Annotated in this window: 22 protein-coding genes and 1 tRNA gene; 12 read left to right on the top strand and 11 right to left on the bottom strand. The window is 70.9% G+C overall.

Annotated features, from left to right (window positions below):
• Positions 1-16 precede the first annotated feature (16 nt).
• From ADY59_RS23785 to ADY59_RS23755, 7 genes are all read right to left on the bottom strand, one after another.
• Positions 17-91, bottom strand: a tRNA-Val gene (locus ADY59_RS23785).
• Positions 92-108: 17 nt separating this feature from the next.
• Positions 109-1059 (bottom strand): ROK family protein, encoded by a 951-nt coding sequence (locus ADY59_RS23780; RefSeq protein WP_063780754.1) that lies wholly within the window; start codon positions 1057-1059, stop codon positions 109-111.
• Positions 1060-1110: 51 nt separating this feature from the next.
• Positions 1111-1431, bottom strand: coding sequence for a hypothetical protein (locus tag ADY59_RS23775; protein WP_049565711.1), 321 nt, complete (start codon positions 1429-1431; stop codon positions 1111-1113).
• An 11-nt stretch (positions 1432-1442) separates the two neighbouring features.
• On the bottom strand, positions 1443-1898 hold the full coding sequence (locus ADY59_RS23770; RefSeq protein ID WP_049565708.1) for a peroxiredoxin: 456 nt from the start codon (positions 1896-1898) through the stop codon (positions 1443-1445).
• Positions 1899-1934: 36 nt separating this feature from the next.
• Complete coding sequence (locus ADY59_RS23765; protein WP_049565706.1) at positions 1935-2366, bottom strand: DUF3052 domain-containing protein; 432 nt, start codon at positions 2364-2366, stop codon at positions 1935-1937.
• Positions 2367-2483: 117 nt separating this feature from the next.
• Complete coding sequence (locus tag ADY59_RS23760; protein ID WP_049565703.1) at positions 2484-2891, bottom strand: secondary thiamine-phosphate synthase enzyme YjbQ; 408 nt, start codon at positions 2889-2891, stop codon at positions 2484-2486.
• 9 nt (positions 2892-2900) lie between these two features.
• Positions 2901-3083, bottom strand: coding sequence for a DUF1918 domain-containing protein (locus ADY59_RS23755; RefSeq protein ID WP_049565700.1), 183 nt, complete (start codon positions 3081-3083; stop codon positions 2901-2903).
• Between the two features lie 433 nt (positions 3084-3516).
• On the opposite strand from ADY59_RS23755, the gene aceE reads away from it, so the two are divergent.
• Positions 3517-6264 (top strand): pyruvate dehydrogenase (acetyl-transferring), homodimeric type, encoded by a 2748-nt coding sequence (aceE, locus tag ADY59_RS23750; protein WP_049565697.1) that lies wholly within the window; start codon positions 3517-3519, stop codon positions 6262-6264.
• A gap of 156 nt (positions 6265-6420) precedes the next feature.
• A complete protein-coding gene (locus ADY59_RS23745; protein ID WP_049565694.1) occupies positions 6421-7917 on the top strand; it encodes an alpha/beta hydrolase in 1497 nt (498 codons plus the stop codon).
• Positions 7918-8084: 167 nt separating this feature from the next.
• Here the strand turns inward: ADY59_RS23745 and ADY59_RS23740 are convergent, their stop codons facing one another.
• The 3 genes from ADY59_RS23740 to ADY59_RS23730 form a co-directional block, all read right to left on the bottom strand.
• Complete coding sequence (locus tag ADY59_RS23740; protein WP_049565691.1) at positions 8085-8447, bottom strand: VOC family protein; 363 nt, start codon at positions 8445-8447, stop codon at positions 8085-8087.
• A gap of 78 nt (positions 8448-8525) precedes the next feature.
• Positions 8526-9254, bottom strand: coding sequence for a helix-turn-helix transcriptional regulator (locus ADY59_RS23735; protein ID WP_049565688.1), 729 nt, complete (start codon positions 9252-9254; stop codon positions 8526-8528).
• Positions 9255-9321: 67 nt separating this feature from the next.
• Complete coding sequence (locus ADY59_RS23730; RefSeq protein WP_049565685.1) at positions 9322-10341, bottom strand: PHP domain-containing protein; 1020 nt, start codon at positions 10339-10341, stop codon at positions 9322-9324.
• A 147-nt stretch (positions 10342-10488) separates the two neighbouring features.
• Between ADY59_RS23730 and ADY59_RS23725 the strand changes: the two genes are divergently transcribed.
• From ADY59_RS23725 to ADY59_RS23685, 9 genes are all read left to right on the top strand, one after another.
• Positions 10489-10833, top strand: coding sequence for a hypothetical protein (locus ADY59_RS23725; RefSeq protein WP_231618852.1), 345 nt, complete (start codon positions 10489-10491; stop codon positions 10831-10833).
• A 3-nt stretch (positions 10834-10836) separates the two neighbouring features.
• On the top strand, positions 10837-11979 hold the full coding sequence (locus tag ADY59_RS23720; RefSeq protein WP_049565680.1) for a glutathionylspermidine synthase family protein: 1143 nt from the start codon (positions 10837-10839) through the stop codon (positions 11977-11979).
• 2 nt (positions 11980-11981) lie between these two features.
• Positions 11982-12419 carry a DUF350 domain-containing protein gene (locus ADY59_RS23715; RefSeq protein ID WP_082310352.1) on the top strand — a complete coding sequence of 146 codons (438 nt, stop codon included), beginning with the start codon at positions 11982-11984 and terminating at the stop codon, positions 12417-12419.
• 71 nt (positions 12420-12490) lie between these two features.
• A complete protein-coding gene (locus ADY59_RS23710) occupies positions 12491-13615 on the top strand; it encodes a PucR family transcriptional regulator (RefSeq protein ID WP_049565675.1) in 1125 nt (374 codons plus the stop codon).
• A 103-nt stretch (positions 13616-13718) separates the two neighbouring features.
• Positions 13719-14615, top strand: a complete 897-nt coding sequence (locus ADY59_RS23705) for an ACP S-malonyltransferase (protein ID WP_049565738.1) — start codon at positions 13719-13721, stop codon at positions 14613-14615.
• Complete coding sequence (locus ADY59_RS23700; RefSeq protein WP_049565672.1) at positions 14612-15568, top strand: beta-ketoacyl-ACP synthase III; 957 nt, start codon at positions 14612-14614, stop codon at positions 15566-15568. Before ADY59_RS23705 ends, ADY59_RS23700 begins: the two co-directional genes overlap by 4 nt.
• A gap of 58 nt (positions 15569-15626) precedes the next feature.
• Complete coding sequence (locus tag ADY59_RS23695) at positions 15627-15866, top strand: acyl carrier protein (RefSeq protein WP_049565669.1); 240 nt, start codon at positions 15627-15629, stop codon at positions 15864-15866.
• Positions 15867-15902: 36 nt separating this feature from the next.
• Positions 15903-17135: a beta-ketoacyl-ACP synthase II gene (fabF, locus tag ADY59_RS23690; RefSeq protein WP_049565665.1), complete on the top strand. Its 1233-nt coding sequence runs from the start codon at positions 15903-15905 to the stop codon at positions 17133-17135.
• Positions 17136-18569, top strand: coding sequence for an acyl-CoA carboxylase subunit beta (locus tag ADY59_RS23685; protein ID WP_049565662.1), 1434 nt, complete (start codon positions 17136-17138; stop codon positions 18567-18569).
• Between the two features lie 72 nt (positions 18570-18641).
• On the opposite strand, the gene ADY59_RS23680 is transcribed toward ADY59_RS23685, so the two are convergent.
• On the bottom strand, positions 18642-19136 hold the full coding sequence (locus ADY59_RS23680) for a DUF3145 domain-containing protein (RefSeq protein WP_049565660.1): 495 nt from the start codon (positions 19134-19136) through the stop codon (positions 18642-18644).
• 175 nt (positions 19137-19311) lie between these two features.
• Between ADY59_RS23680 and ADY59_RS23675 the strand changes: the two genes are divergently transcribed.
• The gene (locus ADY59_RS23675; RefSeq protein ID WP_049565657.1) at positions 19312-20325 is read left to right on the top strand and encodes a S8 family peptidase; all 1014 of its coding nucleotides are present in this window, start codon (positions 19312-19314) and stop codon (positions 20323-20325) included.
• Positions 20326-20395: the final 70 nt, after the last annotated feature.

The raw sequence follows: 20395 nt of genomic DNA, 5'->3' as shown, positions 1-20395 counted from the left end.
CCGGGCTTCTTTTCGCTGGTGGGCGGTACTGGGTTCGAACCAGTGACCCCTCGCTTGTAAGGCGAGTGCTCTACCGCTGAGCTAACCGCCCCTGATCGGCACTACACCTTACGACACCAACGGAGCCGATCGCACATCCACTTCCCACCCGGGGCCCAGGTCCGGGCGGCCGGCGGCGCGCCAGCCGAGGAGGGCGGCGCCGAGCATGCCCGCGTCGACACCCAGGGCGGCCGGCAGGAGCGGCGGGGCGTCGCGGAAGGTGAGGCGTTTGACGAGGCGGGTGCGGACCGGGTCGAAGAGGGCGGGGCCCGCCTCGGCGAGACCGCCGCCCAGGACGATCATCGAGGGGTCCAGCAGGAGCGTGTACGTGGCCAGGGCGAGGGAGAGGGCCTCGACGGCGTCGTCCCAGACCTCGATGGCCAGGGGGTCGTCGGAGGCGACGACCTGCTCGGCGCGTACGTCCTCCAGGCCGGCGCGCAGGCTGTAACGGCGGCCGACCGAGGCGGCGGAGGCGTAGGTCTCCAGGCAGCCGAACTGGCCGCAGGCGCACTGCTCGCCGTCGGGGAAGACGGGGATGTGGCCGATCTCGCCGCCCCAGCCGGACGCGCCGCCGTACGGCTCGCCATGGATGATCATGGCGCCGGCGATGCCGGTGCCGATGGGGAGGAAGAGGAAGTCCGGCACGCCGCGGCCGGCGCCGAGGACGCTCTCGGCGAGGCCGCCGGTGCGGACGTCGTGGCCGAGGATGACCGGGACGTCGAGCTCGGTGAAGTCGGTGGCGGGCACGTCGCGCCAGCCGAGGTTGGCGGCGTAGAGGGCGGTGTCCTCGGAGACCAGACCGGGCACGGCCAGGCCGACGCCCGCGGGCGTGCCGTCGCCGGAGGCGGCCAGGTGGCCGATGAAGGCGCGGATGGCGGCCACGACCGCCTCGGGACCCTCGGCGCGCGGGGTGGAGCGACGCTCGCTCAGCAGCACCGCGCCGGTCTCGCTGACCAGGCCGCCCTTCATGGACGTGCCACCGACGTCCAGCGCGACGACGAACGAACTAGTTGAGGACACGAAAAGGAACGATAGCGCAGCTCAGCAAATGTCTGGAAAAGTCCTGCAAGATCAAGCGCGGCCGAGCACTCGATTGAGTGCCGCCTCGACCTCCGCGGAGAGCCCCGGCGGGGCGCCCGAGCCGATCAGGGCCTCGGGGTCGACCAGGGTCCGGGCCGTCCGCACGGCGCCGCAGGAGCGGCACTCGACCTCGCCGAGCCGGCAGATCAGCGTCGTGGACCCGCAGGAGCCGCACGCCTCCAGGTCGAGATCGTGCAGGCGCTGGCAGTCCGGGCAGATCAGCACCTGCGTCTCCCGGCGCACCGCGCGCTTCCAGGGACTGGCCCCGCGCACGGGGTCGGTCTGCCGGGCCCCGCAGCGGTAGCAGGGCATCGTTTCCTCCGTTACGAGATGTCGGCGAGTGCCTTGGCGTAGTCGGCGACGTCGCGCGCCTCACCGGCCGGATTGACCACCGACCAGCGGATCACACCCTCGCCGTCGATGACGAAGCTGCCCCGCCGTGCGACGCCCTTCGTCTCGTCGAACACACCGTACGCCCGGGCCACCTGTCCATGTGGCCAGAAATCGGAGAGCAGGGGAAAAATGTAACCCTCCTGGTCCGCCCAGGCACGATGCGTGAACATCGAGTCGACCGAGACGGTGAGGATCTGTGCGTCGCCGGCGGAGAAGTCGCGCAGCTCCGACAGCTCGCGATGACAGACCCCGCTGAAGGCCAGCGGGTAGAAGACCAGCACGACCTTCCTGCCCCGGAACTGAGTGAGTCTCACCGGAGTGCCGTGCTGGTCCCGTAGCTCGAAGCCGGGAGCCGGGGCGCCGACGCCGGCAGGATGCCCGTTCACGCTTCCATCCTGCCGTACGGCTGGTGTCCGTGCTTCCTATCGCCGGCCCTTCGGGGCGACGAGCCTCGTCCCCGACCAGTCGGGGGCCGCGGAGATGCTGCTGGTCTGCGAGAGACCGGCGGTGGTGGCATCCTCCCCGATGTCGCTCGGCTCCACGTGGCCGTCACGCCCCGCCTTCGGAGTCAGCAACCAGATCTGGCCACCGTCGGCGAGTGCTCGCATGGCGTCGCCGCTCAGGACGTCGAACAGGTCCCCGTCGCCGTCGCGCCACCACAGCAGCACCACGTCGACGACGTCGTCGGTGTCTTCGTCCAGCAGTTCGTTGCCGGTCAGGTTCTCGATGGAGTCGCGAAGCTCGTCATCGACGTCCTCGTCCCAGCCGATCTCCTGCACCACCTGACCCGGCTTGAGGCCGAGTCGTTCGGCCAGGCCGCGTTCGCCCTGCGCCTGACCCGCGGTCGCGCTCACGTTTATCCCTCCTGCTTGAGTGGCCCCGCATATGCGGTTTATCGCTTCGGGACAGTCCACACGCTGTGACCCTCAGTCGTCAACGGTCGCCACGGGTACGGCCGTACTCGGCCAGAATCAATCAGACAAAAATGACAGGCGAACCTGACGTTGCGGGTTGTCGACGTTGAGGTCCACCAGCGCTATGGACTGCCAGGTGCCCAGCGCCAATCTGCCGCCGAGCACGGGAACCGTGGCGTACGGCGGGATCAGCGCCGGCATGACGTGTGACCTGCCGTGCCCGCGCGAGCCGTGGGCGTGCCGCCACCGGTCGTCGGACGGCAGCAGGTCACGCAGCGCGGACAGCAGGTCGTCGTCGCTGCCCGAGCCCAGCTCCAGCAGCGCCACGCCGGCCGTCGCGTGCGGGACGAAGACGTGCAGCAGCCCGTCCCCACCACGCGCGCGGACGAATTCGGCGCATTCCCCGGTGATGTCGTGCACCGTCTCGCGTGAACCGGTGGCCACCGAGATGAGTTCTGATCTCACGGGGAAATTCTACTGAGGCACAATGACCGCATCAGGGCCGGGAAACACCAGCCCGGTGTGCCCGTCGTCGAAGCGCACGATGTACGGGGGCCCGCCGTCCACGCCCTGGACCTCGGTGATCACTCCGCTCCGGTCCCTTTCGCCAACGGTATTCCCGTGCACGAGGAGCCGGTCTCCTACCGTCGCATTCATAGCTACAGCCTCGTACGGACAGCGCCGTTCGAAAAGAGGGGATCGGCCGGAGTGGCGGGACAGCCGCCGCAATCATGACCGAACCGTTACCTGAGAGTTCGCTGAGAACGGCCCGCGCGAAGGCCCCGGATCGCTGCCGTTAGACTCCGCGCGGCGCCTCCGCCGCCCCCGGGAGTGACGCATCCGCCTCCCCGGGGGATACTCAGGGGCGGAAGGCAAAAATTCGTAGCTTTTCCCGTCTTGTTAAAATGCGGGACGGATGTAACCTATGCGTTTGATTCGTCCTACCATCGGTGGTCTAGGCCACCTGTAGCACCCCTGCCAGCAGCGACACCCTGGTTACCCGTGAGTAGAGATGCACTTTCCACTCCGAGCGACCAGGATGGAAAGCGACCCAGACCAGACATCAGTCATCCTCGGAAGGCGAGACCCAGTGGCTTCCGGACGCCAGCGTTTCTCGATCATCAGCGACGGCCTACCCAGCCAGCTGCCTGATGTCGACCCCAGTGAGACCAACGAGTGGCTCGAGTCCCTCGACAACGTCGTCAAGACGGAGGGCCGCACCAGAGCCCGCTACCTGATGCTCCGCATGCTGGAGCGGGCGCGCGAGCACCAGGTCGGCGTGCCGGGCCTGCGCAGCACCGACTACATCAACACGATCCCGCCGGAGCGTGAGCCCTGGTTCCCCGGCGACGAGCACGTCGAGCGGCGCATCCGGGCCTACATCCGCTGGAACGCGGCGATCATGGTGTCGCGCGCGAACGCCCGCACCAACGTGGGCGGCCACATCGCCACCTACGCCTCGGCCGCGTCCCTGTACGAGGTCGGTTTCAATCACTTCTTCCGCGGCAAGGACCACGGCGAGTCGGGCGACCAGGTCTTCTTCCAGGGGCACGCCGCGCCGGGCATCTACGCCCGCGCCTTCCTGGAGGGCCGCCTCAACGAGGCCCAGCTCGACGCCTTCCGCCAGGAGCTGTCGCACGGCTTCCACGGCCTGCCGTCCTACCCGCATCCGCGGCTCATGCCGGACTTCTGGGAGTTCCCCACGGTCTCGATGGGTCTGGGGCCGATCGGGGCGATCTATCAGGCGCGGTTCAACCGCTACCTGCTCAACCGCCAGATCAAGGACACCAGCCGCAGCCACGTATGGGCGTTCCTGGGCGACGGCGAGATGGACGAGCCCGAGTCGCTGGGCGCCATCGGCGTGGCCGCGCGCGAGGAGCTCGACAACCTCACCTTCGTCATCAACTGCAACCTGCAGCGGCTCGACGGCCCGGTGCGCGGCAACGGCAAGATCATTCAGGAGCTGGAGTCCTACTTCCGCGGCGCCGGCTGGAACGTCATCAAGGTCGTCTGGGGCCGCGACTGGGACCCGCTTCTCGCGGCCGACGTCGACGGCGTGCTGGTCAACCAGATGAACACCACCCCCGACGGCCAGTTCCAGACCTACTCGGTCGAGTCGGGCGGCTACATCCGGGAGAACTTCTTCGGCGGCGACCCGCGCCTGCGCAAGATGGTCGAGCACCTGACCGACGACGAAATCCGCAAGCTGTCGCGCGGCGGGCACGACTACCACAAGGTCTACGCGGCGTTCAAGTCCGCGCGCGAGCACGTCGGCCAGCCGACGGTCATCCTGGCCCAGACCATCAAGGGCTGGACGCTCGGCAAGGACTTCGAGGCGCGCAACGCCACCCACCAGATGAAGAAGCTCACCAAGGCCGAGCTGAAGGAGTTCCGCGACCGGCTCTACCTGCCGATCCCGGACTCGGCGCTGGAGGGCGACCTGCCCCCGTACTTCCACCCGGGCGAGAACGACCCCGAGATCGCGTACATGAAGGAGCGCCGCGCGGCGCTCGGCGGCGTGCTGCCCAAGCGCGTGGTGCGCGCCAAGCCCGTCAAGCTGCCCGGTGACGCCGCCTACCAGACCTTCGCCAAGGGCTCCGGCAAGCAGCAGGTCGCCACCACGATGGCGTTCGTCCGGCTGCTGAAGGACCTCATGCGCGACAAGGAGGTCGGCCACCGGTTCGTGCCGATCATCCCGGACGAGGCGCGTACGTTCGGCCTCGACGCGATGTTCCCGACGGCGAAGATCTACTCGCCGCACGGCCAGACGTACGAGGCCGTCGACAGGGAACTGCTGCTGTCGTACAAGGAGTCGGTGCAGGGGCAGATCCTGCACGAGGGCATCAGCGAGTCGGGCTCGATGGCATCGGCGATCGCCGCCGGCACCTCGTACGCCACGCACGGCGAGCACATGATCCCGATCTACATCTTCTACTCGATGTTCGGCTGGCAGCGCACCGGCGACCAGATGTGGCAGATGGCCGACCAGATGACGCGCGGCTTCCTGCTGGGCGCCACGGCCGGCCGCACCACGCTCAACGGTGAGGGCCTGCAGCACGAGGACGGCCACACGCCGCTCATCGCCTCGACCAACCCGGCGGCGGTCTCCTACGACCCGTCGTGGGCGTTCGAGGTCGCGCACATCGTCAAGGACGGCCTGCGGCGCATGTACGGCGAGCAGCCGGAGGACGTGTTCTACTACCTCACCGTCTACAACGAGCCCTACCTGCAGCCGGCCCAGCCGGCGAACGTCGACGTGGAGGGCCTGCTCAAGGGCCTCTACCGGTTCGCCGAGGGGCCGCAGACGCAGGGGCCGAAGGCCAACATCCTGTCCTCCGGCGTCGCGGGCCCGTGGGCGATGGAGGCCCAGCGACTGCTGGCCGAGGAGTGGGGCGTGTCGGCCGACGTGTGGTCGGCCACGTCCTGGACCGAGCTGCGCCGCGACGCTCTGGCGTGCGAGGAGCACAACCTGCTCAACCCCGACGCCGAGCAGCGCGTCCCGTACGTGACCGAGGTGCTGTCGCAGGCGCAGGGCCCGTTCGTGGGCGTCAGCGACTACATGAAGGCCGTCCAGGACCAGATCGCGCAGTGGGTGCCGGGTGACTGGTCCTCGCTGGGCACCGACGGGTTCGGCCTGTCCGACACCCGCTCGGCGCTGCGCCGCCACTTCCATGTCGACGCCGCCTCGATCACGCTGGCCGTGCTGACCAGCCTGGTCAAGCGGGGTGAGCTCGACGGCGAGGTGCTGCGCGAGGCGATCGCCCGCTACCACCTGAAGAACGGCGTGACCGAGGCCGGTGGCGCCGAGAGCAACGACACCCAGTCGATGGGCGTCTGAGACATCCACCAGGAGCGCCCCCGCGAAGAACCTGTCGCGGGGGCGCTCGCCGTGGGGCGGCGCGTCGGGAGGGGTACGCGCCGCCTCGCCGGTTCCGGTGAAGCGTCACGTATTGTGGGCACTACTTCCCCCTGAGCTGACGAGGGGAAATGTCGCATGCGCCGCGTACTGGCCGCCGCAGTCCTGACCGCCGCAACCACGGGCTGTGTCAGCACGGCCAAGCCCGCCACCGATGTGATTCCGGAAACAGACAAGATCGTGTGGGGGCCCTGCACGGACGTGGCCCGCCCGGACGGGGAACCGCCCGCCGAGCAGGACGCGACGGTCCGCTGCGGCAAGCTCAGCGTCCCGCTGAACTACGCCGAACCCGCCGGGGAGAAGATCGAGCTCGCGCTGATCAAACTGGCGGCCACGGACCAGAAGAAGCGGATCGGCTCGCTGCTGTTCAACTTCGGCGGCCCCGGCGCGTCCGGCGTCGACACCCTCGACCAGGCGGGCAAGTCGCTCGGCACGCTGCGCACCCGCTACGACCTGATCAGCTTCGACCCGCGCGGCGTCGAGCGCAGCTCCGGCGTGCGCTGCGGCGGCACCGCCGACCTCGACCGCTTCACCTCGCTCGACACGCTGCCCGCCAACGCGCGGACCCGCGGCGAGATCGAGGCCGCCAACCGGCGCTTCGCCGAGCTCTGCGGGCGCGACTCCGGCAAGATCCTGCCCTACGTCGGCACCGTCAACGCCGCCCGCGACATGGACCGCATCCGCGCCGCCCTGGGCGACGAGAAGCTCAACTACGTCGGCATGTCGTACGGCACCCAGCTCGGCGCCGTGTACGCCACGCAGTTCCCGGAGAACGTGGGCCGGATGGTGCTCGACGCGCCCCTGGACCCGACCGTCACCTTCGAGGAACGCACGCTGGCCCAGACCAAGGGCTTCCAGCGGGCGTACGAGAGCTTCCTGAAGGACTGCGTGAAGGACAAGTGCGAGGTCGGCGAGGACGTCGCCGCCGCCGGCGCGAACGTCGAGAAGCTGATGAACCAGCTCGCCGCCCGACCGCTCAAGGTCTTCCGGCGCGAGCTCACCCAGGGGCTGGCCGCCACCGGCGTCGCGGCCGCGCTGTACTCGGAGCTGACGTGGCCGTTCCTGGAGAGCGCGCTCGGCCAGGCGCTCAAGGGCAACGGGGCGGCGCTGCTCTACCTGGCCGACACCTACACCGGCCGCGGCGAGGACGGCTCCTACACCACGCAGACGACCAGCTTCCCGGCGGTCACCTGCGTCGACACGGCCGAACGTCCCGACGAGGCCACGCTGCGGCGCACCGAGACGGCCTCGCTGAAGATCTCGCCGCTGTTCGGCGGCGCGGGCTCGGGCGCGCTGTGCGACGTGTGGCCGGTCAAGGGCAGTGACGAGGCCAGGAAGGTGAACGCCACCGGCTCGGCGCCGATCCTCGTGGTGGGCGGCAAGAACGACCCCGCCACCCCGTACGAGTGGGCGCCCAGGCTGACGGCGCAGCTCAAGACGGCCACGCTGGTCAGCTACGAGGGCGAGGGGCACGGCGCCTACCTGTCGGGCAGCAAGTGCGTCGCCGAGCTGGTGGACGGCTATCTGCTCAAGGGCGACGTGCCGGAGCGCGGCGCCTCCTGCCCGGCAGCCTGACGTACGCGCCCTGGACGCGCCCTGGACGCGCCGCCACTCGGCGGTCGGCGGCGTGTCCAGGGCAGGGGTGGCCGCTCGGCTGAGCGGCCCGCGCGGGACCGGGGCGCGGGGAAGGCGGCTCCCGGCCCGCGACGATCACAGAGGAGTCACAGCAGGCTCATGGGGGATCACTGGCGCCGCCGGTAGACGCCGAAGACGCTGCCCGACTGGTCGCGCACATAGGCGAAGTCGGTGCCCGGCGCGTCGCCGACGACCTTCGTCAGGACCTTGCCGCCCAGCTCCTCCCCGCGCCGGCAGGTCTCCTCCACGTCGGCCACCTGCACGTGGAACACCGCGTGCGCGGGAAGCTCCCCCTTGGTGCCGAACAGGCCGCCGACGGGCTCGCCGCCGGGATAGCGGATCAGCCGGTAGTCGAGGCCGCCGTCGTCCTCCGGAGCGAAGGTCCAGCCGAACAGCTCGCCGTAGAAGCGCTCGGCGCTCTCCGGGTCGTCGGTCGCCACCTCGAACCAGTTGACCGTGTTGTCTTGCATCGCCAGCTCCTCAATGTTTTCGAACAAGACAACGATCTAACGGCAGGGCGACAACCCTATGTCGGTGTTTTCGCTTGACTAATCGAGCACAGTGCCGTGCACGAGCATCTCCGGGACGTCGGTGGCGTAGCCCTCCAGCGGACGGTCGGGACAGCGCTCGGCGGTGACCGAGGCGGTGGCGATGCGGTCGAGCCGGAAGACGCGCACGTCGTCGCGGAGCCGGCACCACGCCACCAGATACCAGAACCCGCCGCGGCCGCCCAGGAACACCCCGGGCTCGACGTCGCGGGAGGTCAGCGCGCCCTTGGCGTCGGCGTAGTCGAGCCGGAGCACCCGCCGGCGCAGCAGCGCCTCCTCGATGGCCCGGGAGATGCCCTCGCCGCCGAGCGGCCGGATGCCGTCGCCGGGCTCGGCCGGCTCGGACACGTGCACCACCCGCCGCGCCAGCTCCCTGGCCAGCTCGCCCTCGCGGCCGGGCATGGCGGCGACGACCTTGCGCAACGCGCTGCGCGCCTGCCTGCCGAACGGCTGGTCACCGGCCCGGCTGAGCGCGACCGCGATGGCCACCGCCTCGGCCGGGGTGAAGTTGAGCGGTGGCAGGGACATCTTCTTGTCGATCGCGTAGCCGCCCTTGCGCCCCGTCTCGGCGTAGATCGGCACCCCGGACTCCTGCAGGGCGGTGATGTCGCGCTCGATCGTGCGCACGCTCACCTCGAACCTGCCGGCCAGCTCGCGGGCCGAGCGGCAGCGGGGCGCGATGGCGCGCAGGTCCTCGACGAGCGCGTAGAGCCGGTCGGTACGGTTCACACCCGCGACGCTACGCGCGGGCACCGACAATCCCCAGTGCGCAGGGGATTCCGGCCCGCCGAAATGGTCAGCGGGCCCAGTCGAGCAGCCTCTCCAGCGGCCAGGTGTTGACGATCCGGTCCGCCTCGACGCCGCACCGGGCCGCCCGCTCGCAGCCGAAGCGCTGCCAGTCGAGCTGGCCCGGGGCGTGCGCGTCGGAGTCGATCGCGAACACGCACCCCTGCTCGTAGGCCTGGCGCAGCAGCCGCTTGGGCGGGTCGAGCCGGTCCGGCCGCGAGTTGATCTCGACGGCCACCCCGAACCGGCGGCACGCCTCGAAGACCAGGTCGGCCTCGAACTCCGACTCCGGCCTGCGGGAGCCACGCGCTCCCCCGGCCCGCACGACCCGGCCGGTGCAGTGGCCGAGCACGTCCACCAGCGGGTTGGCGATGGCCGTCACCATCCGGCGGGTCATCTCGGGGCCGGGCATGCGCAGCTTGGAGTGCACGCTGGCGACCACCACGTCGAGCCGTTCCAGCAGCTCGGGCTCCTGGTCGAGGCTGCCGTCGAGGTTGATGTCGACCTCGATGCCGGTCAGGATCCGGAACGGCGCCAGCCGCCGGTTGAGCGCGTCGACCACGTCCAGCTGCTCGCGCAGCCGGGCCGCGGGCAGCCCGCGGGCGACGGTCAGCCGCGGCGAGTGGTCGGTCAGGGCGAGGTATTCGTGGCCCAGCGACTTGGCCGCCTCGGCCATCTCCTCGATCGGCGAGCCGCCGTCCGACCAGTCGGAGTGGCTGTGCAGGTCGCCCTTGAGCGCCGCCCGCAGCGCGGCCGTCTCGTCGTCGAGGTCGGCGCCCTCGGTGGCGCGCAACCGGCGCAGATAGGTGGGCACCTGACCGGCCAGCGCCTCGGAGACCACCAGCGCGGTCACCTTGCCGATGCCGGGCAGGTCGGCGAGCCCGCCCGACTCCGCGCGCCGCAGCAGCTCCTCGCGTGGCAGGTCCGCCACGACGGAGGCCGCGCGGCGGAAGGCGCGCACACGATAGGCGGGCTCGCCGGCCCGCTCCAGCAAGAAGGCGATTTCGCGGAACGCCTCGACCGGTTCCATACGTTCATGAATATCAAAGGGCATGTCACCGTCCGATCACGGGGAATTGATGGCCGGGCGGAACCCCCGATAGGCTGTGCGACCCACGAAGGAGCTCGATTGCCCCACCAGCCGTCCCCACCCCCGGCGAAGCAGCGCTCGTCGAAGGTGATCACTCTCACCGTCATCGGCGTCGTCTCGGTCATGGTGGTGGGCTACTGCGCGGCCACCCAGGACGACGACGAGGTCACCGCCGACTGCGTCGACATGAGCCGGCAGCTGGAAGACGGCTCCTACCAGGTCGTCGACGAAGACTACTGCGACGACGACGGGCACTCCCACTACTACGTCGGCTCCCGGGGCGCCTACCACTGGTATTACGGCGGCACCAGGCACGGCACCCGGGTGCGCGGCGGCACCAGCCTGCGTCCCTCCGACGTCACCATCTCCAGCCGTGCCGGCCGCGAGATCCAGCGCGGCGGCTTCGGCAGCGGCCGCAGCAGCGGGAGCTGACCGGTGCGGCGCGAGCGGGGCGCTCCCCGCGACGGCTGGGAGAAGACGATCGAGGGCCAGGGCCTGGCCTACCACCGTGCGGCCCACCCCGAGGGGCTGAGCAGGCCCTACTGGGACGAGTCCGTCCACTACGTGTTCTCCATGGACGAGGTGGAGTCGCTGGAGGAGCAGGTCGAGGAGCTGCACGGGATGTGCCTGCGGGCCGCCGAGCACGTGGTCTCCACCGGCCGCTTCGCCGATCTGGCCATCCCCGGTTGGGCCGCGGAGGAGGTGGCGCGCTCCTGGGAGCGGCGCGACGCGCACCTCTACGCCCGCTTCGACCTGCGTTACGACGGCACCGGGCCGGCCAAGCTGCTGGAGTACAACGCCGACACGCCGACCTCGCTGCTGGAGTCGTCGGTGGTGCAGTGGTTCTGGCTGCAGGACACCCATCCCGGCGGCGACCAGTGGAACTCCATCCACGAGCGGCTCATCGACCGCTGGCGGGAGATGCGGCTGCCGCCCGGCCCCACCCACTTCGCCTGGACCAGCGGCGACGAGACCGGCGAGGAGGCCATGACCCTGGCCTACCTGCAGGAGACCGCCGAGCAGGCCGGGCTGGAGACCGTGGCCGTCGCCATGGAGGACATCGGCTGGGACTCCCTCAACCGCCGCTTCGTCGACGTCGAGGAGCGGATGATCCGCTCGGCCTTCAAGCTCTACCCGTGGGAGTGGATGCTCGCCGAGCCGTTCGGCCGGCACGCGGTGCGCCACGCGACCTGGATCGAGCCGCTGTGGAAGGCCCTGCTGTCGAACAAGGCGCTGCTGGCCGTGCTGTGGGAACTGTATCCCGGCCATCCCAACCTGCTGCCCGCCTACCTCGACGGGCCCCGTGACCTCGGCTCGTACATCGCCAAGCCGCTGCTCGGCCGGGAGGGCGCCTCCATGCGGATCGTCACCCCGTCGGGCGGCCTGGAGACGCCCGGTTCCTATGGCCAGGAGGGGTATGTCTATCAGGGCTTCGAGGCGTTGCCGGAGTTCGGCGGCCAGCGGCCGGTCCTGGGCGCCTGGGTCATCGCCGACGAGCCGGCCGGCCTGGGCATCCGGGAGACGACCGGCCTGATCACCGACGACACCTCTTCCTTCGTACCTCACCGAATCGAGTGACCGTGACCACCACCCTGCTGGAGCACCTCGCCCGCGGCGCCGGCGCCATCGCCTCCTACGCCGCGGTCGGCGTCATCCTGATGATCATCGGCTTCTACGTGATCGACCTGGCCACCCCGGGCAAGCTGAGCCACGTCATCCGCACCGAACGCAATCCCAACGCGACCCTGCTGGCCACCTCCGCGCTGGCCGCGGTCGGGCTGATCGTGGCCGCCTCCATCTGGGGGTCCGGGGGCCGGCTGACCGACGGGCTGGCGGGCACCGCCGTGTTCGGCCTGGTCGGCATCGTGGTGCAGACGCTGGCGATGCTGCTGTTCGACCGGGTGGTCGGCATCTCCGTACGCGACCTGGTCAAGGAGCCCGAGCTGCAGCCGGGCGCCCGGCTGCTGGCCGTCACCCACATTGCGATCGGCCTGATAACCGCCGTCGCGGTCATCTGAAATCACCTGGCACTCTAGGAGACGTGACAGACCGGACCCGGGAGGACACCACACGCAGGCTCGAGCGCGCGATGGGCGCGCTCGGCACGGCGGCGATGGGGCGCATGGACGACCAGTTGCCGTGGTTCCGCGCGCTCAGCGCCGAGGACCGATCCTGGGTGGGGCTGGTGGCGCAGGCGGGCATCGCCGCGTTCGTCGAATGGTTCCAGCACGCGGGCGAGGACCGGCCCACGCCCAGCATCGAGTTCTTCGGCACCGCCCCGCGCGAGCTGAAGCGCTCGATCTCGCTGCAGCAGACGGTCGACATCGTCAGGGTCGTCGTCCAGGTCGTCGAGGCGCAGACCGACGAGCTGGCGGCGCCCGGCGGCGAGGACCAGCTCCAGCAGGCCATGCTCCGCTACACCCGTGACGTGGCGTTCGCCGCCGCGCACGTCTACGCCCGTGAGGCCGAGGCCAGAGGCTCCTGGGACGCGCGTCTGGAGGCGCTGATCGTCGACGCGCTGGTGCGCGGCGAGGTGGACGACGGGCTGCACTCCTGGGCCGCCGCGCTCGGCTGGACGTCCTCGCCGGTGGTGGTGATCGCGGGCCACGCCCCCGAAGGCGACCCGCGGGCCGTCATCGACGGGCTGCGCGAGCGAGGCCGCCGCATCGGCATGGATCTGCTCGCCGGCGTCCAGGCCGACCGGCTGATCGTCATAGTCGGCGGCGCGGAGAGCGTGAACGACGCGGCCCGGCAGGTCGTCGCCCGGTTCGGCGAGGGCCCGATCGTGATCGGCCCCGAGGTGCCCGACCTGCACGCGGCCGCCAGGTCGGCCAGGGCCGCGCTGGCCGGGCTCAAGGCGTCATCCGGCTGGCCCGACGCGCCCCGCCCGGTGCACGCCGAGGACCTGCTGGCCGAGCGGGCGCTCGACGGCGACGAGGACGCCAGGGAGCAGCTCGTCGAAAACGTCTATCTGCCCCTCGCGGGCACCCCGCTCCTCGATACGCTGGCGACCTATCTGGAGCAGGGCACCTCCCTGGAGGCGACGGCGCGGCTGCTGTTCGTCCATCCCAACACCGTCCGCTACCGGCTCAAGAAGATCACCGAACTGACCGGCTACCAGCCCACCGAGGGCCGTTCGGCCTTCACCCTGCAGGTGGGGCTCATCCTGGGGCGGCTCTCGGACAGCGCGGAAATGTGGCGGGCCCTAACGTAATCTTCCCGAAACCCCTACTGTGGGGTTCCTACAAAACAGCCTGGACAAAGTTCGTTCAGATCTTCATCGGCGTGTCGAAGTTCTACAGGGCATGGTGGATTTCGTGCTTGTAGTCGTCGCGCCGGGCCAAGGCGCCCAAACCCCAGGTTTCCTCACCCCGTGGCTGGAGCTGCCCGGCCTGGCCGACCGGCTCGCCGCCTGGTCCGAGGTCGCCGAGCTGGACCTGATCGCGTTCGGCACCACCGCGGACGCCGACGCGATCCGCGACACCGCCGTCGCCCAGCCCCTGCTCGTGGCGGCCGCGCTGGCCAGCGCCGAGGCGCTCGGCGTGGCCCCCGACCTGCTGGCCGGGCACAGCGTCGGCGAGTTCGCCACCGCCGCCCTGGCCGGGGTGATCACTCCCGAGCAGGCGCTGACCCTGGTCCGCGAGCGCGGCCGGGCCATGGCCGAGGCCGCCTCCGTCACCGAGACCGGCATGACCGCCGTGCTCGGCGGCGACGAGGGCGACGTGCTGGCCGTCATCGACAAGCACGGCCTGACCCCCGCCAACATCAACGGCTCCGGCCAGATCGTCGCCGGCGGCACGCTGGAGCAGCTCGCCGCCTTCGCCGACGACGGCCCGCCCGGCGCCCGGCTCCGCCCGCTGGCGGTGGCCGGCGCCTTCCACACCGCCCACATGGCCCCGGCGGTCGAGCGGCTGCGCGAGGCGGCCGCCCAGGTCACGCCCGCCGACCCGGGAGTGCGGCTGCTGTCGAACGCCGACGGCCAGGTCGTGACCGGCGGCGCCGAGGTCATGCGCCGCCTGGTCGACCAGGTGAGCAACCCCGTGCGCTGGGACTCCTGCATGGCCACGATGGCGGAGCTGGGCGTCACCAGGATGATCGAGCTGCTGCCCGGCGGCACGCTGACCGGCCTCGCCAGGCGCGGGCTGCGGGGCGTGAAGACCGTGGCGGTCAAGACCCCCGACGATCTCGACGCGGCCAGGGAGCTGATCAAGTGAGGATCCTCGACACCGCCCCCGGCGCCAGGGTGCTGGCCCTCGGCCACTACCAGCCGGCCCGCGTCGTCACCAACGACGACCTGACCAAGACCATGGACACCAGCGACGAGTGGATCCAGTCCCGCGTCGGCATCAAGGAGCGCCGGATCGCCCCCGACGGCGAGACGCTGGAGGACATGGCGGCCCAGGCGGGCGGCAAGGCCCTGGCGGCCAGCGGCCTGGCCGCGACCGACATCGACCTGGTGATCGTGGCGACCTGCACCCTGGAGTCGCAGATCCCCAACGCCGCCGCCGTCGTGGCGCACCGGCTCGGCATCGACGCCCCCGGCGCCTTCGACGTCAACGCCGCCTGCGCCGGCTTCTGCTACGCGCTCGGCACCGCCGACGCCGCCATCCGCGCCGGCTCGGCCCGCAACGTGCTGGTCATCGGCGCCGAGAAGCTGTCGCAGTGGATCGACTGGACCGACCGCTCCACCGCGGTGATCTTCGCCGACGGCGCCGGCGCCGCGGTCGTCGGCCCCTCCGACGCCCCCGGGATCGGCCCGGTCGTGTGGGGCAGCTCCGGTGACAAGTCCGAGGCCATCCGCATCGACGACCGCCACAGCTCGCTCCACCAGGAGGGCCAGACGGTCTTCCGGTGGGCCACCACCGCGCTGCACCCGGTCGCCAAGCAGGCGTGCGAGCGCGCCGGCGTCGACCCTTCCGAGCTGGCCGCGTTCATCCCGCATCAGGCCAACCTGCGTATCATCGAGTCGATCGCCCGCCGGCTGGGTGCCGAGCAGGCGATCGTGGCCCGCGACATCGTCACCGCTGGCAACACCTCCGCAGCCTCCATCCCGCTCGCGCTCTCGCGCATGCTGGAGCGCGGCGAGGTCCGCTCGGGTGAGCTCGCGCTCATCCTGGGCTTCGGCGCCGGTCTGACCTACGCGGGTCAGGTCATCGAGATCCCGTAAGAAAAAGCTTGTACGGCGAAGCCGTGCAGATTCAGGAAAACTAAGGAGAACTAGCGACATGGCTGCCACCGAGCAGGACATCCTCGAGGGCCTCGGCAAGATCATCAACGAGATCACCGGCATCCCGGCCGCCGAGGTCACCCCCGAGAAGAGCTTCGTGGACGACCTCGACATCGACTCCCTGTCCATGGTCGAGATCGCCGTGGCCGCCCAGGACGAGTTCGGCGTCGAGATCCCCGACGACCAGCTCAAGAACCTGAAGACGGTCAAGGACGTCCTCACCTTCATCCAGAACTAGAACGCCCATACCCCTGATCGACAAGGAGTGCGAAACGTGAGTGCAAACCGGGTACGTGTCGTCGTCACCGGGCTCGGCGCGACGACGCCCGTCGGTGGAGACGTCGCCTCGTCCTGGTCGGCTCTCCTCGCCGGTCAGTCGGGTGTAAGGACGCTCACCGAGGACTGGATCGACACCGTCCCCGTGACCTTCGCGGGGACGGCCGCGGTCGACCCGACCGAGGTGCTGCCCCGGCCCGAGTCCCGCCGTCTCGACCGCAGCGAGCAGTTCGCGATGGTCGCCGCGCGTGAGGCGTGGCAGGACGCGGGCGCGCCCGAGGTGGCGCCCGAGCGGCTGGGCGTCGTCGTGTCCAGCGGCATCGGCGGCATCAACACCACCCTGTCCGCCTACGACACCTACAAGGAGCGCGGCTGGAACCGGCTGTCGCCCTTCACGGTGCCGATGCTCATGCCCAACGGCCCCGCCGCCTGGATCGGTCTCGACCGGGGCGCCCAGGCCGGGGTGCACGCCACGGTGTCCGCCTGCGCCTCCGGCGCGGAGGCCATCGGATACGCGATGGACATGATCAGGTCCGGCCGGGCCGACGTGGTGATCGCCGGCGGCACCGAGGCCGCCATCCACGGGCTCAACGTGGCGGCCTTCGCCGCCGCCCGTGCCATGTCCACCCGCAACGACGACCCGCAGGGCGCCTCCCGGCCATGGGACCGCGACCGCGACGGGTTCGTCCTGGGCGAGGGCGCCGGCATCCTCGTCCTGGAGTCGGAGGAGCACGCCCGCGCCCGCGAGGCGCGCATCTACGCCTATGCCTCGGGTGTCGGCTACTCGGCCGACTCCCACCACATCACGCAGCCCGAGCCCGAGGGCCGGGGCATCATCATGGCGATGACGCAGGCGCTCACCGACGCCGGCCTCACCGGCCAGGACGTCAAGCACGTCAACGCGCACGCCACCTCCACCCCGGCAGGCGACGTCATCGAGGTGCAGGCCATGGCCAAGGCCATCGGCAACCACCCGCTGGTCACCTCGACCAAGTCCATGACCGGCCATCTCCTGGGCGGCGCCGGCGGCATCGAGTCCGTCTTCACCGTCAAGGCGCTGCAGGAGCGCGTCGTCCCCGCCACCATCAACCTCGACAACGTCGACGACGGCATCGAGGTGGATCTCGTGCACGGCGCCAACCGCGCCCTGCCGGCGGGCGACATCGCCGCGGTCAACAACTCGTTCGGCTTCGGCGGCCACAACGTGACCGTCGTGTTCAAGGGGGCTTAAATGACCGTGCTCGACAACCGCGTGGCGACCGAGGGTTCCGAACAGGAGCCCGCCGATCCCCGCGACCCCGCCATCCGTCTCGCCGCCCTGCTCGACGAGGGATCGGTGCGGCTGATCACCCCCGAGGACAAGAGCGGCGTGCTGGCCGCCATGGGCCGCGTCGAGGGTGTCCCCGTCGTCGCCTTCTGCAGTGACGCCCGTTTCCAGGGCGGCGCGATGGGCAGCGAAGGCTGCGAGCACATCGTGCACGCCTATGACGTGGCCGTCCGTGAGCGGGTGCCGATCCTCGGGATCTGGCACTCCGGCGGTGCGCGACTCGCCGAAGGCGTCGAGTCGCTGCACGCCGTCGGCCGGGTGTTCGCCGCCATGACCAAGGCGTCGGGCGTCGTGCCGCAGATCTCCGTGGTCGTCGGCCCGGCCGCCGGCGGCGCCGCCTACGGCCCGGCGCTGACCGACCTGGTGATCCTGGCCGACTCCGGCCGCATCTTCGTCACCGGCCCCGACGTGGTCCGCAGCGTCACCGGCGAGGACGTCGACGGCGCCGCCCTGGGCGGCCCCGAGCCGCACAGCAAGCGCAGCGGCGTCGTGCACGTCGTCACCAAGAACGAGACCGACGCGCTGCTGAAGGCCCGCCAGCTCGCCGTGCTGCTCGGCCACCAGGGCCGGGTGCGCTCGTCGGAGATCGGCGAGGTCGCGGAGCTCGACTTCGCCACGTTGCTGCCTGACTCGCCGCGCCGCGCCTACGATGTCAAGCCGCTGGTCAACGGGCTGCTCGACGAGCCCGGCCTGGAGCTGCACCCCAAGTGGGCGCCCAACATCGTCACGTCGCTGGGCCGGCTCGGCGGCCGGACCGTCGGCGTGATCGCCAACAACCCGATGCGGCTGGGCGGCTGCCTCGACGCCACGTCCGCCGAGAAGGCCGCTCGCTTCGTGCGCATGTGTGACGCCTTCGGGGTGCCGCTGGTTGTCCTGGTGGACGTGCCGGGTTACCTGCCGGGTGTCGGCCAGGAGCACGACGGCGTGGTGCGCCGCGGCGCCAAGCTGCTGCACGCCTTCGCCGAGGCGTCGGTGCCGCGGATCACGCTCTACACCCGCAAGGCCTACGGCGGCGCCTACATCGCCATGAACTCCCGCGCCCTCGGCGCGACCAAGGTGTTCGCCTGGCCGACGACCGAGATCGCGGTCATGGGCCCGGTCGCCGCGGTCCGCATCCTCAAGCGCCGCGAGCTCGCGGCCGCGCCCGAGGAGGAGCGCGCGGAGCTGGAGCAGCGGCTCGCCGGGGAGCACGAGAAGCTCGCGGGCGGGCTCACCCGCGCGCAGGAGCTGGGCGTGGTCGACGAGGTGATCAAGCCCGAGGAGACTCGCGGCGCGATCATCAAGGTCCTGGCCCAGGCCACTCCTGCAAGGGGCGCGCACGGGAACATCCCGCTGTAGTCCAGGCGTCAAGGGGCCCCGCACCGGAACCGGTGCGGGGCCCCTTCGTGTCTGCCGGGACGCCGGCGCGTGTCACACCGCCGCGTGCAGCCAGCGGACCGGGGCGCCGTCGCCCGCGTAGCGGAACGGCTCAAGCTCCTCGTCCCACGGTCTGCCGAGCAGCTTGTCGAGCTCCTCCTCCAGCACGCAGCGGCCCTGGCCGGCGGTCAGCATCACGGCGCGCAGCCGGTCTTCGGGGATCATGATGTCGCCCGCGGCGCCGATGACCGCGCTGAAGGCGCCGAGCGTCGGCGTGTAGGCATGCCGGGTGCCGTCGACGCCCGGCGAGGCGTCCTCGGTGATCTCGAATCTGAGGCGCTGCCAGCCCATGAGGGAGGAGGCGATGGCGGCGGCGATGCCGGCCCGGCCTTCCCATTCGGCCTGCGCGCGCACCACATTGGGCGCGGCCGGTTGCGGCGTCCAGGTAAGATCAACGGGCACGCCAAGGACACCCGCGACTGCCCATTCGATATGAGGGCACAGCGCGGGCTGAGCCGAGTGGACGTACAGCACGCCACGAGCAGACACCGGACCTCCCGTTTCGGTACGAGGTGCGCCTTCCCCAACGGCCTCGCCCCGGGATGATCACAAGTGACTAGGGAGAGACTACCGTCGGTCGCAATCCGACACCAGAGGGGGGCCATACCAAGTTGGTGCGCGTGTGGCACGTGACAGCGCGGCCGACGGGGAAAGATACCCGCTCATGAACATCCAACAAGTCGGCGACGCGCTCATCCGCCCAGGTCAGCTGCTGACCGACCGCAGCGCGCTGTCCGCCGCCTCGCGCTGGACGCAGGCCGTCTCGGAAGCCGACGGCGTCTGCGTGATCCATCTGTCCGACGGCGTCGACCCGTGCGAACTGACCGCCGACCTGCGCGAGCACGGCTTCCGCGCCTCCCCCAACCACGTGCTGGCGGGGCAGCCGCTGTTCTTCGGCGGGCCGGCGTCGCGGCCGTTCCCCGCCCCGCCCATCGCCTACCGCCCGGGCCGCACCAGGTCGCCGGTGGTGGTCGCGCTGCTCGACACGGGCGTCGCGGAGCACCGCTGGTGGTCCGGGAGCGACTGGTACGCCGGGCGGCGCGACGATGACGACGACGCGGCCGAGGGCTGCCAGGCGGGGCATGGAACGTTCCTGGCCGGTCTGCTGACGCTTCAGGCGCCGGGCGTGTCGCTGCGGGTGAGCCGGGTGCTCGACGGCTCGGGCGTGGGCGACGAGGCCACCGTGGTACGGGCGCTGCACCGGCTGCGTGACCGGCCGCCGGACGTGCTCAACCTGTCGTTCGGCTGCCACACCTTCGACGGCCGGCCGCCGCCGCTGCTGGCAGACGCGCTGGGCGAGCTGCCCGGCACGGTCGTGGTCGCGTGCGCCGGCAACACCGCCTCCGACCGCCCCTTCTACCCGGCCGCGCTCGGGCACGTGGTGGCGGTGGGCGCGGTGGACGACACCCAGCAGCGCCGCGCCCCGTTCTCGGCCTACGGCGAGTGGGTCGACGCCTGCGCCCGCGGCGAGTGGCTGACCAGCGCCTTCCTGCAGCGGGGCGAGTTCGCCGGCTACGCCTCGTGGAGCGGCACGTCGTTCGCCGCGGCCCTGGTCGCGGGGGCCATCGCGGACGCCGCGCGCGACATGCCGGCGGCCCAGGCGGCGAAGCTGGTGCTGGATCCCCAGGCCACCCGGCAAATTCCCGATCTGGGAGTTCTCGTCCCGTCGAGTCTGTAGAGTTTACGCTCAGTCCCCAGGCGATCACGTGGAGGCAGGAAGCCTCCCCGGCAAGGTCGGGAAGGAGGCC

Source organism: Nonomuraea sp. SBT364 (assembly GCF_001083785.1).
GTDB lineage: Bacteria > Actinomycetota > Actinomycetes > Streptosporangiales > Streptosporangiaceae > Nonomuraea.
Note: the sequence above shows the minus strand (reverse complement) of the source record. Positions and strands in the feature narration are given on the sequence as shown.